The organism is Streptomyces sp. NBC_01216 (assembly GCF_035994945.1).
GTDB lineage: Bacteria > Actinomycetota > Actinomycetes > Streptomycetales > Streptomycetaceae > Streptomyces.
The window spans coordinates 54,117-66,430 of record NZ_CP108678.1; the positions used below are offsets into that span (position 1 = coordinate 54,117).

Annotated in this window: 18 protein-coding genes; all 18 read left to right on the top strand. The window is 71.0% G+C overall.

Features of this window, described 5'->3' with window-relative positions:
- Positions 1-73: 73 nt before the first annotated feature.
- The 18 genes from OG393_RS32655 (at position 74) to OG393_RS32740 (ending at position 12,314) form a co-directional block, all read left to right on the top strand.
- Positions 74-448 carry a hypothetical protein gene (locus tag OG393_RS32655; RefSeq protein WP_327378677.1) on the top strand — a complete coding sequence of 125 codons (375 nt, stop codon included), beginning with the start codon at positions 74-76 and terminating at the stop codon, positions 446-448.
- Between the two features lie 196 nt (positions 449-644).
- The gene (locus OG393_RS32660) at positions 645-1,367 is read left to right on the top strand and encodes a hypothetical protein (RefSeq protein WP_327378678.1); all 723 of its coding nucleotides are present in this window, start codon (positions 645-647) and stop codon (positions 1,365-1,367) included.
- The gene (locus OG393_RS32665) at positions 1,364-1,708 is read left to right on the top strand and encodes a hypothetical protein (RefSeq protein WP_327378679.1); all 345 of its coding nucleotides are present in this window, start codon (positions 1,364-1,366) and stop codon (positions 1,706-1,708) included. The genes OG393_RS32660 and OG393_RS32665 overlap by 4 nt, the downstream gene beginning before the upstream one ends.
- A 77-nt stretch (positions 1,709-1,785) precedes the next feature.
- Entirely contained in the window at positions 1,786-1,938 is a 153-nt protein-coding gene (locus OG393_RS32670; RefSeq protein WP_327378680.1) for a hypothetical protein, read from the top strand.
- 107 nt (positions 1,939-2,045) lie between these two features.
- The gene (locus OG393_RS32675) at positions 2,046-2,810 is read left to right on the top strand and encodes a hypothetical protein (RefSeq protein WP_327378681.1); all 765 of its coding nucleotides are present in this window, start codon (positions 2,046-2,048) and stop codon (positions 2,808-2,810) included.
- A gap of 590 nt (positions 2,811-3,400) precedes the next feature.
- Entirely contained in the window at positions 3,401-4,090 is a 690-nt protein-coding gene (locus tag OG393_RS32680) for a cell envelope biogenesis protein OmpA (RefSeq protein WP_327378682.1), read from the top strand.
- 36 nt (positions 4,091-4,126) lie between these two features.
- The gene (locus OG393_RS32685) at positions 4,127-4,606 is read left to right on the top strand and encodes a hypothetical protein (protein WP_327378683.1); all 480 of its coding nucleotides are present in this window, start codon (positions 4,127-4,129) and stop codon (positions 4,604-4,606) included.
- Between the two features lie 80 nt (positions 4,607-4,686).
- Entirely contained in the window at positions 4,687-4,974 is a 288-nt protein-coding gene (locus OG393_RS32690; RefSeq protein WP_327378684.1) for a hypothetical protein, read from the top strand.
- Entirely contained in the window at positions 4,971-5,975 is a 1,005-nt protein-coding gene (locus tag OG393_RS32695) for a hypothetical protein (protein ID WP_327378685.1), read from the top strand. The genes OG393_RS32690 and OG393_RS32695 overlap by 4 nt, the downstream gene beginning before the upstream one ends.
- Before the next feature lie 120 nt (positions 5,976-6,095).
- Positions 6,096-7,415, top strand: coding sequence for an Eco57I restriction-modification methylase domain-containing protein (locus tag OG393_RS32700; RefSeq protein ID WP_327378686.1), 1,320 nt, complete (start codon positions 6,096-6,098; stop codon positions 7,413-7,415).
- Positions 7,416-7,483: 68 nt separating this feature from the next.
- Positions 7,484-7,636 (top strand): hypothetical protein, encoded by a 153-nt coding sequence (locus OG393_RS32705; protein WP_327378687.1) that lies wholly within the window; start codon positions 7,484-7,486, stop codon positions 7,634-7,636.
- Positions 7,633-7,971, top strand: coding sequence for a DUF3263 domain-containing protein (locus OG393_RS32710; RefSeq protein ID WP_327378688.1), 339 nt, complete (start codon positions 7,633-7,635; stop codon positions 7,969-7,971). Before OG393_RS32705 ends, OG393_RS32710 begins: the two co-directional genes overlap by 4 nt.
- 120 nt (positions 7,972-8,091) lie before the next feature.
- On the top strand, positions 8,092-8,361 hold the full coding sequence (locus OG393_RS32715) for a hypothetical protein (RefSeq protein WP_327378689.1): 270 nt from the start codon (positions 8,092-8,094) through the stop codon (positions 8,359-8,361).
- Positions 8,362-9,015: 654 nt separating this feature from the next.
- Positions 9,016-9,411 (top strand): hypothetical protein, encoded by a 396-nt coding sequence (locus OG393_RS32720; protein WP_327378690.1) that lies wholly within the window; start codon positions 9,016-9,018, stop codon positions 9,409-9,411.
- Positions 9,412-9,433: 22 nt separating this feature from the next.
- Positions 9,434-9,916, top strand: a complete 483-nt coding sequence (locus OG393_RS32725) for a hypothetical protein (RefSeq protein WP_327378691.1) — start codon at positions 9,434-9,436, stop codon at positions 9,914-9,916.
- A 330-nt stretch (positions 9,917-10,246) separates the two neighbouring features.
- The gene (locus tag OG393_RS32730; protein ID WP_327378692.1) at positions 10,247-10,477 is read left to right on the top strand and encodes a hypothetical protein; all 231 of its coding nucleotides are present in this window, start codon (positions 10,247-10,249) and stop codon (positions 10,475-10,477) included.
- Between the two features lie 128 nt (positions 10,478-10,605).
- A complete protein-coding gene (locus OG393_RS32735; RefSeq protein ID WP_327378693.1) occupies positions 10,606-11,319 on the top strand; it encodes a hypothetical protein in 714 nt (237 codons plus the stop codon).
- 101 nt (positions 11,320-11,420) lie between these two features.
- Positions 11,421-12,314, top strand: coding sequence for a hypothetical protein (locus OG393_RS32740; protein WP_327378694.1), 894 nt, complete (start codon positions 11,421-11,423; stop codon positions 12,312-12,314).

Sequence of the window (12,314 nt, forward strand, 5' to 3'; positions counted from 1 at the left end):
CGTGTGCCCGTGCGAGCCCGGTCGCGGAACGGCCGCGTTCGGCGACCAGTGCCCACCCCGCCAGAGGGAGTTGATGTCGAAGCGCCTCTGCGGGATCTGCGGCAGAGCGATCAGGACGACGAGCCGCCTGGTGTTCATCGGCGGCCCGAACGCTTCCTTCTTCATCGAGCCCCCAGTTCATCCTCGGTGCGCGACGTACGCGCTGATGGCCTGCCCGACGCTGGCGGCGGCCGAGGACGTCGAGCTGACGATCGCGCGCACCTACAGCCTCCGCGAGCGTCGTATGACCGGCGTTTCCGCCGAGTACACGCTTATCTACGACGTGTTCCCGTACCGGGATCCGGCCGCCCGCCGCAGGGGGCCGCTGGACTTCTACCTGGCCTTCCCCGAGAACGCCGAGCGGATCGCGGCCAAGGTGTGGCTGGCTGATCACGCCCCCGCGCTGTAGCCCGCCACCGCACGGGCACACAGCGCCCCCTGACGACCGAGAGAGCCATGACGTGCAAATGCGGGGCCCGTACGTACGAGGACCACCTGGCGAAGACGCGGGCCGGCTACCCCGGCCACGCCTATCGCGGCACTGTCTGGCGACCCGGCCCCTGAAGGTCCGCAGCCGCCCCCCAATCGAGAGGAAGTACCGAACGATGCGAACCCCCGCCGACTCCCGCGCGGACGCCCAACGCCTGATCGACGCCCTGGCCGCCCCTCTGCCCCGGGACGACGCGCGCCGCGCCGACGCCGTGCAATCTGCTCTCCTGGACAGCGGGCTGTTGAACCGGGACGACCTGGGCAGTTCTCCCGCCATCGCGGCCGCCGCCCGGGATGGCCTCACCAGCCTCGCGCACCTCCTGGACGCCCGCGTCCGGGGGCAGGGAGGCGGCCGGCTGCTGCTGCTCCTCCTCGCCGAGCGCGAGCGGTTCACGCCGCACCCCATGCCCGACGAAGCCGAGCTCCGCATCCGGGGAGCAGCCAGCGCCCTGTTGCACCTCGCCCTGTGGCACGTGGACGACACGCTGAGGCTCCTGGGCGGCGCTCTGCAGGTCCAGGCCGAGGAAGCGCGTGATGCCGCAGGCGGCGATGCGCCGGCCCCCGTCGCCGAGGCCGGCCTCGTCCCGGTCACTCCGGGGCTGAGTGCGGACTGCGGAGAGCTGCACCTGGCCGTCGGGGCGTTCGACGCCGACGGTGCCCTCGCGGTCTGCGGGCGATGGCTGTCCGAGCGGGTGTCCGACGACGCCAGCATCTCCGTCCCGCCCGAATGCGACACCTGCTTCGGCCTGTCCGAGCAGGGTCCGGCGCTCATCTTCACCGGCGAGGAACACGACGCGTGGACTACCTTCATCGAGTCCCACCGCGGGGAGGAAGTATGAGCGCCGACTCCGGCTCCGCGATCGAGCGCCGCCTCGTGGCTCAACTACCGGATCCGATCGCCGCCCGGCCGAAGGACGCGCGGGGCTATCCGATCAGCTTCGTCACCGCGCTGGGGGCCGACGGGACCCCGGACTTCACCGAGCTGAACGGGCCCCGGCGGGCCAAGGCGATCATCGAGCACTTGTGCGGCCTGTGCGGGCAACCGCTGCCGCTGGTGCGGGCGGTGATCGGAGGGCCTCAGGTCGTCGAGCACCACCTCGCGATGGATCCACCGATGTGCGTACCGTGCGCAGTTTCTTCGCCGCCACCCACCCCGCGGCCGGCTGCCCGTTCCTCCTGAATGAGAACGCGCGCTATCGCAAAGACCGGGCCACCCGGCCGTCGTCACCTCTGGTGGCCCAGGAAAGGCCGCAGAGCATGTACCTGGCTCGCACCTTCGCCCATGAGGCGATCCGGCTGGCGCTGCCCGACGGTTCGCAGGAGGTCATGGCGCTGTGTGCACGCTGGACCGGCCTGGAGGAGATCCGCGCCGGGCAGCTGGTCGACGCGGGGCACCTCCTGCGCAGGTGATTACTTAACACTATGAGTGTATATATGGTCATGATGTTGTCTGCGGCGCGCTCCCCGCCGCTCACCCTCGCGCTCCACCATCCATCCCCTGGAGTACGCAGTACGCCATGCCGAGCCCTGTCATGCCCGAAACCGACGCGAACAGCCTCCTCGGCCTTCTGCGCAGCGCCCCCTTCTCCGCCCCGTACCTCGGCGAGATCATCGACTGGATCCGCCGCTCGGTGCATCAGGAGGCCGAGGAGGGCCGGGGCTCGTACGACGTCGACGCCGAGGCGCTGCGCCGCCTGGACGCGTACGCGACGGGCCTGGGCCCGGGCGCCGCCGAGCTCGGGCGCCGACTCTCCGACGCCCGCCATGCACTGGAGGCCGTCCAGCACGATCACTACCTCCGGTTGGCGGTCGGCCAGGGGGCCGACGGCAGCACGGCGCGAGTCTCCCGTCGTTCCGAGCTCCTCAAGCTCGCCACTGCTGTCGGCAGTTCCCGCGTCGCGGCCGGGCCCACGGGGGCGATCGTGATCACCTCCGCAGGTTCCGGCAGTACGGTCTTCCGGCCCGTCGACCCGGAGGTCGCCCACCAACTGCGGGGCGCAGCACGCGAACGGAAGGAAGCGACGGTGCGCCGCGCCGCCGCCGTCCGCGACCTGCTCGCCCAGCACGTCCGGATGGTCGACTGGAGCGATCCGCAGGCGGTCGGGGTCGTGGTCGAGAGCAGCGATACGACGGTGACTATGTCGTGGTGGGAATCGCACGTAGCGGTCGGCCCGAGCCTCTGGGTCGAGGGAGGCGTGCGGCTCCTGTGTGCGGCGCTTCTCGCCGATCGCGGCTACGCGGTGGCCATGGCGGGCGACGGCGCCCTTCACGTCACCGCCTGACGGCCTCGGCGCGCCCCCGCAGCGCCGGTGCGGCGGCGTGCCGATCGGCTCGGCGCCGGCTTCACCCCCGAGCCACACCGCGGCATCGAACTCGCGAGGCGGTCGACTGCGGCGCCCTGCGCGGGACGCCTCCTGCTGGGCGGCGGGCAGATCGCGAGCGAGTGGCCAACGCTCCGTCAGCCCGTTTGCGGCCGAGGGGTCCGCGGGTGGCTGGCTCTGGAATCCGGGCAGGCGGGGGCCGCCCCGGGCGCCCCGGACTCACGCCAGCGCGCTCGCACCGCCGGCCGATGGGCGGGCCGCTGCGCCGAACCAGCTGCCACCCGACATCCCTCTGGGGCGGGCCAAAGCCGCTTCGTCCCGATGGAGCGCCGTCGGCATTCCGACACCTCCGACACCGCCCAGTGCGCCGCCGAGGGCGAAGAAGCTGAATTATGTTGCTTAAGTCTATGAATACAGGTAACGTGTCTGCTGTGCCGCCGAGCCGTCCACGGACGCTCGCGCGGCGACCGTCGAGCCCGGTGCCATGTCCGGCTTGGCGGCACTGCCACTGATCGGCAGCTCCAGCCCCGCGCCAGCGTGAAGGAATCCTCATGCCCAGCACCATCGTCGAAGCCTCCTCGCAACACCCTGCCTCGCCGTCGTGCCCGGCCTCGGGCGGGCGCGCGGTCCAGGCTGCGGGCACGTCGGTGCCCGTCCGGTGCCGCTCCCGGCCGCTTGTGGGCGGACTCGTCGTCCCGTGGATCTCCTACCAGCACGGCGGACACTCCGCCTTCGGCACCATCGACGCCGTCAGGGCCCAGCAGGCACTGACCGAGCGCCTGTGCCAGGTCTGCGGAGAAGAGCTGGAGGAGCGCTTCTGCCTGGCGGTGCGACCGATGGACGTCCGGGTCGGCTTCGCGTCCGAACCCGCCCTCCACCCGGAGTGCCTGGCGTACAGCAAGCTGCGGTGCCCCATGCTCAACGGGAGCGCCGCGACGTACCGCACGAGTTCCTCGCTGGCCAGGCATCCGGCGGGGCGTCCGTGCGACGATCCCGGCTGTCCTTGCCTGGAGGTTGCACCCGACCAGGGCCGCTCCGCCCGTTCCGGCCGCCCCGCCGACGACTTCGACGCCTGGATGATCGACTCCGCCCACTACCGGATCAAGACGGCCTCGGATCGGCCGAACGTGCTGCTCGGGGTGGACCTGGCGGTGCCGGTCCTCCGCGTCCGCACCATCCGGAGAAACCCCCGGCCCGAACTGGACCGGCTCCGGGCCCTGATCAGCGCCCTGGGCCTGTAGCACCGCGCCCGCCCCGAGAACCCGGAGACACCTCCCATGACCACGACCTCCCACGAACCCCCGACGCCGAGGGCCGTCCAGCACCTCAAGACCGCGTGCGCCGATCCGAACGGCCGGCTGCCCGACAAGATCAGCAAGAAAATCCTCCACGCGCTGCTGACCGACGAGTACGCCTACCGCCCAGACCGCGACGGCTACCGCCTCTCGGTCAAGGACGCGCTCGCCGAGACTGCGGGGCCGGTCTTCATCACGGTGGAGGGCCGCAGAGCCGTCCTGAGCACACCGCAGCTGTACGCCCTGACCCGCCACGTGGAACCGAGCGGCCGCCTAGCGCCGAACGTGACCTGGCAGACGGCAAGCTCCCTTGCCGACCTCGGACTCGCCGAATACCGCGACGCGAACGGGAACCCCAAGCCGACCGACGGCGACACGGGCGTCTCCGGTGCGGTCCACTACCCCTTCCGCACTGCCCTCGGGCAGCAGGTCGCTGAGCTTCCGGAGCAGCCTGCCCGCTGACCCATCCGCACACGGCGCCCGGCCACCGCCGGGCCGGGCGCCGCCCCCCACCCGCCAGCCACCTCCAGGAGGTACCGATCGTGTTCGGCCCTTGCCCGAAGTGCGATGACACCACCCCCTCCATCGCCGCCACGGCATGGATCAACATCGTCGACGCCGACAGCCCCAGCGCAACGCGCATGGAGATCACCGACATCCAGACCGACGAGGTCCAGCATCACTGCGCGAACTGCGGCCACGTGCTCCCGCTGCGCGAACAGCCCGACGCAGACCTGGTCACCTCACTGTTCATCAGTCTGTTCGAGGCCCACGGTCTCGACCCCGCCCGGATCGGCAAGCTGATCCTCTCCGAGGAGATGAGCGCGTGAGCATCGAGGACAGCGCTGAAGCCGCCGAGCACATGCGCGCCGACCTCGCCGACTTCTTCGGCAAGCCCGTCCGCGGCCTGCCCGTGGCCCTCGACTTCATCCAGGCCATGCACCTGAGCCGGACCAGCAAGGACATCGGGGATAACCGGCGGGCCGTCGAACTCCACCGGGAGCGGGTGCTCCAGATGTCCAAGAACCTCGGTCAGGCCCAGGTGTGGGTCGCCTCGCCGTCCCTCACCACGGCCGTGACCGACCACGAGCTGGTCACCAGCCCCGACGGCTACCTCCTGGAGAGCACCGACGAGGCACCCGCGCCGGTCGGCGTCGTGCACTTCCCCGTCCCGATCACCGCCGCCTCCGAGCTCCCCATCCACGGCCTGGCCTGGGAATCCGAAGGGAGCGGGGACCAGCTCCAGTTGTCCGTGACCGCGCTCACCAGCACACCCGACCTGTACGAGGCCCTCCCCCCGCCTCTGCTCCCCTCCCACTGGGCCCGCAGCCCCTACAGCCCCAACGCCATGGTCCTGGCCGTCCCCGAGGTCAGTACGAAGATCCAGAGCTACGGACACCACCCCCACTGGGGCGCGGCACCGGCGTCCATCCTGGTCGGCCTGCTCCTCGCGTTCTGGTCGCTCCGGCCCGCGTTCGAGCACGACGAGCAGACCGTGACGCAGAAGACCGGCCAGGGCCGCAAGCGCCGCGTGAAGTTCCGGCCGGTCCGCGTGATCCGCGAGGCCGCGACCCGCTTCACCGGCGAGCACGTACTGGCCGAGCACGACCGCAGGTGGGCCGACGAGACGCTGCGCTGGAGCGTCGACGCCCGGTGGAGCTGGCGCTGCCCGAACCCCCGCGACCACAAGGCCATCGTCGAAGCCGGAGGGACCTGTCCCAAGGTCAAGGTCCGGGTCAAGGCACACGTCAACGGTCCCAAGGGCCGAGGCCTCGACACCCGCCGTACCGCCCGGATCAGCACGATCAGCACCAGAGCAGCCGGAGCGTGAGGAGTCCCGTCTCAGGGCCTGCCGCGTGAACGGCCTCTCCCAACATCGACTTGAACAGCCCGGAGGCGGTCTCCGCGCGCCATCCGGCGCGGAGACCGCCTCCGAGCGAAAGGAACTTCCGTGTCTTCTTCCGCAGCACTCTCCCCCCGGGCCTGCGAGCGCCTGATCGCCGATCTCACCGGCGAGGTCGGCGCCAAGGCCGCAGTCTCCTGGGCCCACGCGGCCGCCTTGGTCGAGCACGCCACCGCGCACGGCCTCGTCGCCGCGCTGCGCCAGGGCGACGACGGCCCTGATCACACCAGGCACGCCCTGGGCGCGCTGGCCGGCTCGCACCCGGCGCTCGAACCGCTCACCGACCCGCAGGTCCTCCCCCTCTGGGAGAACCCGATCAGCCCGGCCGGCTGGAAGCTGATCGCCCGGCTGTGGAGCGGCGCACCGATCCGTGACGACGGTCACCGCATCGACGGGTACCGCCTGGGAGACGCCTACCAGGCGCTGTCGGCCGACGCCCGGAAGTCGAGGGCGCTGTGCCAGACCCCTCCCTGGGTCGCGGAGCTGCTGCTCGACCTCTCCTTCGAGTCGGCGCTCGACGACGTCGGCGCCGACCGCGTCCGGATGATCGATCCCGCCTGCGGGACCGGGCACATCCTGGTATCCGCCCTCCACCGTGTCCGGGCCTACCGGCCGCGGGGGAGGGCCCCGTACGCCGGGGCCACGGTCGAGCGTTCCCTGGAGCGTGGCCTCCAGGCCGTGCACGGCGTCGAGCTCGACCCCTACGCGGCCGCTCTGACGCGGTACCGGCTCCTCGCGGCGACCGCCGGCATCCTGGGCGGCCCCATCGCGGCCGTGCCCGCCGGCTGGCCCGTGCAGGTCGCCGCGGCCGACGCGCTGCTCGACACCGACGAGCCGCTGCTCCAGCCGGGCCGCTACCACGCGGTGGTGGGCAACCCGCCCTACATCACGGTCCGCGACGCCCGGGTGCGCGAGCAGATCCGGCGCGCCTACCCGCAGGTGTGCAGCGGCAAGTACAGCCTCGCGCTGCCCTTCACCGCCCTGATGACCAACCTGGCCCGGCCGGCCGGAACGATCGCGCAGCTCACGGCCAACTCGTTCATGAAGCGCGAGTTCGGCAAGAAGTACATCGAGGAGTACCTCTCCCGCCTGGACCTGACCTGGGTGATCGACACATCGGGGGCGTACATCCCTGGTCATGGGACGCCCACGCTGATCATGGTCCACCGGGCAAGGCCGCCGCAGGGGGAGACCGTGATCGCCATCCGCGGCAACCGTGGCGAGCCCGGGGTGCCGGAGGACCCGTCCCAAGGTCTGGTGTGGAGAGCGATCGAGGAAGCGGTCCACCAGCGACTGGCACTCGACCGTCTGCGCCAGGGACTCGAAACACACCTCGGGAGAGGTGAATCCACCTCCGATATTGCTTAACGCTACGAGTTCATTTATAGTTTGAACGTGCGCCGCAGCGGCCCACCTTTCCAGTGGAGTGATCCCCCTTGAGCAAGAACACCGCGAACATCGTGCTGGACGCCCTCCGCTACCTCGCCTGGATGACCGCCGCGGCGATGCTCATCTACAGCCAGGCCGAACTGATGTGCCTGGCCGTCGTGGTGGCCATCGGCCTCGGCGAGTGGCAGAGCACCCATTGAGCACGTCACCGGACACCGTCCCCCCGCCCCCGGCAGCGCCGGGAGGCGCGAACGGCGGCAGGCCCGAGACCGAGGGTGCCCGCACGGCCAGACTGGCCCTTGGCGAGCGCGACGCCGCCCTCCTGGACTTCGAGTACCGATACTGGCCCAGGTCGACCGCCGTCGCCCCAGGACCGAAGGAAGCGGCGATCCGAGCGGACCTCGGTATCTCTCCGACGCGCTACTACCAGCTGCTCAACGGGCTGCTGGACAGCGAAGCAGCCCTCGCCCGCCACCCCGTGATGGTCAATCGCCTCCGGGCCGTGCGAGAGAGCAAGCGGATCGCCCGGCAGTAGCACGGCCATATCGGCCGCGCCCGACCCCCGCGACGCCGCCCGGGCGGGATGCCCCGCCGGGGCAGGCCCCTCCCCTCCCCTCCCTCACCCCACCAGCACCTTTCGAAGGAACGAAGTCACATGAGCCTGACCATTCCGCCGGCGATTGTCGGCCGCGGAGCGATACGCATCGAGCTGGACCGTGGGATCCACCCGGCCACCCGCAAGCCGCTGCTGGAGCCGGGCACCACTACGCCGACCTCCCGCTGCGGGGCGTGCGCCTTCCTGGTGGAACGGGTGGCCGGAGACGGCAGGGCGCGCATGAAGTGCGCCATCAAGGTTCAGCGTCGGCGAGGCCCGGACATCAAGCCGGATTTCCCGGCGTGCGTCGAGTTCCGCACCGCCGCGTAGCGGCAACTGCCCGGCGGGGCGCAGCCGCGCCCCGCCCGCTCCCCCAACGTCAAGAGGTGCCTTCATGTCGAGCGTCAACTCCACCCCGACCGCCGGGCGCGTTCGCGCGTTCCCTCCTTCACACCTCCTGGGCGGGGGCCACTGATGGCGGCCGAGCTCACCCTCTCTCGCGGTGAGCCTTGCATCGGATGCGGCGCGCAGGTCGGTACGGAGCACGCCGCCGGCTGCCGGGAGAGCCACTGCCCGCAGACCGGCCTCCCTCAGGCCATCTGCTCTGGCCGGCACGGCCACAGTGGCGGCGGCGTGTGGGCCGGCCTCGTTCCCGGCGAGGGCGCCGCAGTGAGCTTCGGCTGGTTCGCCGAGCTCCGCCCCGGCGAGGGGTGGGTGCCAGTTGAGCCCCGGCCCGACGCCGTGGACTACGGGGCCGACTACATGCCGGACCTCAACAGGGTCTTTTCGCAGGCCCGCTGGAGCCCTGCAGCCCAGAAGTGGGTGCCCCCGCGACCTTCGGCGAGCTGAGGGAGTGGGTCAAAGCGCACCACCGATCAGACATTGCTTAATTCTATGAATATAGATAGTGTGGAGGCACGCCAGCGGTTACCCGACGGGCCGGCCGCTGGTGACCACCCACCCCAACACCCACGGGAGACCACGATGACCTCCGCCGCCAGCAAGCGAGCCGCCCAGATCCACGACCGCCTCTCCGGCCGGGCCCAGCGGGCACGGGAGGACCAGAAGAAGAAGCTGGCCGAACACTGGGACCGGTACAAGGGCATGGACCCGGGCATCATCAGCGCGCCGGGCCTGTTCAAGGGCCTGGAGCTGCGCCAGCAGCTCATCGAGATGTGGTCCGAGGTCGTCGGCCAGTGCGCACTCAGGCACGCCTCGCTGGTCTTCCAGGACGCGATCGCCAGGGCGGAGGCGACGGTCGACAGGGGAGTGACGGGCGGCATGGGAACCCACGTGTCCAACGCCCGGCAGGAGATGTACGTCGAGGCGTGCCAGTACTTCCGCGAGGAGGCGGAGGGCATCTACAAGGCGCTGACCTGAACCCACCCGCTGTCCCCATCGCTTGACCTGGACCGACCACACCACGAACACGGAGGACGCCATGGGCGCCATCGAGAACCACACAGCCCTGATGTACGGGTACCGCCTGGGGGGTCCGGCCGACGGCTGGGCCGGACTGGCGAGCGACCTGACCTGGTACAGCGCCGATAGGGAATCCTGGCTGATGCCTCGGGTTTCGTGGGCAACGGAGGCCATGCGCGAGGAGAACCACAGCGACCACTTCGCCGGAGCGGCCGAGGAGTGCTTGGCGGCTTTCGGGCTGGGCGAACTGCTGCTGCGGACGTACTCGATCGGCCCGGACGACGAGGGTCACATCCTCGCCGCCACCGTCCGCGAGGCCGACGGGAAGCCGCTCCCCCTGGACGTCGCGGTGATGAGCGCCGTCTCGCAGTACGACGAGCCCCTGGCGCGGGCGCTGTCCGTGCTGGAGTTGCGTCCGCACGCCATGAAGCCGGAGTGGATCATGGCGAGCTACTACGCATAGCCCACCTCACCTCAGGTTCGGGGGCTGCCGCCGGGCCCCGAGCCCCAGGCGGGGCCCGCCGGCCACAGCCCGCAGGTCCCGCCCACGACTCACTTTGAAGGGAAACATGGACGACACGAAGTCCGACCGAACGCCGCGGCCCCGGGCCCGGCGGTTCGCCCTCCCGGGCAACAGTGACCTGCCGAACCGCCGCACGCACTTCACCTGGCATCTGGAAGAGGTGCGGCTGCCGCCCGCCCCCGGACCCCCCCGAGCCAAGGAGCTGAGGGCCTCGGACCGGCCTTCGGACGCCAGCCGGGCGCAGGGGTGCGCACCGGAAGGAGGCGCCTGATGGGCAAGTCCGCGCTGCGGCGCACGAAGGTGTCCGCCACCCGTAAGCGCGCCTGTCTCGACAAGCGCCCGTACACGTCGCCGGAGTCGGCACAGGAAGCCGCGGATCGGCTGGCGCGCAAGTTTCCCTGGAAGCACCCCAAGGTCGCCTATGAGTGCCAGTACAGCGGGCGGCAGCCGCATTGGCACATCGGCCGCCCGTTCGACATCCCTCGGAGGCGGCGGCGTTGAGCAACCTTCGAGTTGCTTAAGTCTATGACACTAGGTATTATTTGAGCATCGGTCGACCAGTCGCTCTCGCCCCCAAGGGCCTGCTCCTGGCTCGGCGCTCTCTGCTCCTCCGCGAACGGACCACCCCGATGACTTCACGACACGTCCTGGTCTGCCTGCCCCCGCAGGCCGCCGAATCCGCTTACGCCCTCGCCGCCCGAGCGCTGTGCGCTGTCGAGGAAGCCGACGACGACGACTCCGCCAGCTACCTGATCTCCGAAGGCCGGTACGCCAGCCACTTTCCGCTGGTCGCCGGAGCGCCCGACGACGACCCTCGCCTCGTACGGTCCGCGGCAGGAGAGCCCGGCCGGTGCGCAGGCGGCGTCCTCAGCCTCCTCGACCTCGCAGCTCTACGGGACCAGCGTGCGGCGAAGGCGGCCGACCTCTACGACGCCTGGGAGCACGCCACCGAAGGGATGCCCCCCGCCCAGCCGTGGGCCATGTTCGCGGAACAGTGGGGCAGCCACTCCCCCCGAGCGCACATCGCCTTCCGTGACCAGCCCCGACTCAAGGCCCTGGCCAAGATCAAGGGCGGGCTGGGCCAGGCGGGCCCGCGGCAGCGGCGCGGGGAGGTGGCGCTGATCAGCCTGGACCGGGCCGGGTTCATCGCGAGGGCACGCCGCCGGGCGGTCCCCGGCCACATCCTCCTCGAACTCGACGGCACATGGACCGCAGACCCGGCCGACCTGAACTCGGACGACGACGCCGAGACGGGCAGCACCGCGTACCACGACCACGCGAACGCCTACATCGACGCCCTGCCCGCCGACTTCCTGGTCGTCGGCATCGACTGCCGCCGCTGACGTCCGGCCCGCCGGAGACGGCCCGTCGCCGCCGGGCGGACAGCCCGGCGGCGCCGTTCCGTGAGACTCCACCTCCAGCAAAGCCCGCAACAAGGAGACCCGTGTCCTGGGACCTCATCCCCGGCGAGCACATCGACCGCGCCGCCCTCCACGCCCGCTTCGGCGGCCGGATCCACTCCCGCATCAGCCCGTCGAAGCAGAGCCCGAACGTCCACCTGTTCATCACACCGGACGCCGAAGCCAGTTGTCTCGATGGCTGGACCGGCACTCATCTGCACTTCGGCGGGGAGGGCGGACTCGACGGCACCGACCAGACGCTCTCGCAGGGAAACCGCTCCGTCGTCGAACACGAGCAGGACGGCCGGGCACTGCGCGTGTTCCTCCAGCTCCACGGACGACCGGCCCAGTACCTGGGCCAGTACCGGCTGGACCCCGAGGTGCCGGTCGTCTACGCCGATGCTCCCTTCGACGCACGGCGGCCCCAGCAAGTCAGACGGGCCATCGTCTTCCGGCTGCTGCCGCTGAACGGCACCCCGACGGGCCTGGGCACCGCCGACCCCATCGCAGAACTGAACACCGTCCGCCAGATCGGCCCCGGCACCGTCATGAGGGCCGCCAATCCCAGCCCGGCCGAGGAGGCCGCAGGCAGGCTGCTGCGGGCATACGAGAGCTACGCCCGGTGGGCGTACCAGGCGAAGCTGTCCAGCTTCCGAGTCAAGGTGGCCGGGGCCTTCGCCGAACTCCACGTCGACCTGTACGACCTCACCCGCAACGAGCTCGTGGTGGCCCGCGCGACAGCAGCTCGCCCTGTCGTGCGGGAAGCCATCGGAGAACTGCACGACCTGGCCCGCTACTTCGACGCGGAGCCGCGCCGGGTCCTTCTGCTCCCCTCGGCTCCCGACAAGGACCTGACCGAGCTGCTGCACCGCCAGCAGGTAAGCGCCGTCTGGCCCTCCGGCCCCAGGGCGTTCGCCCGCTCCGAGGTCCCTGCCTGA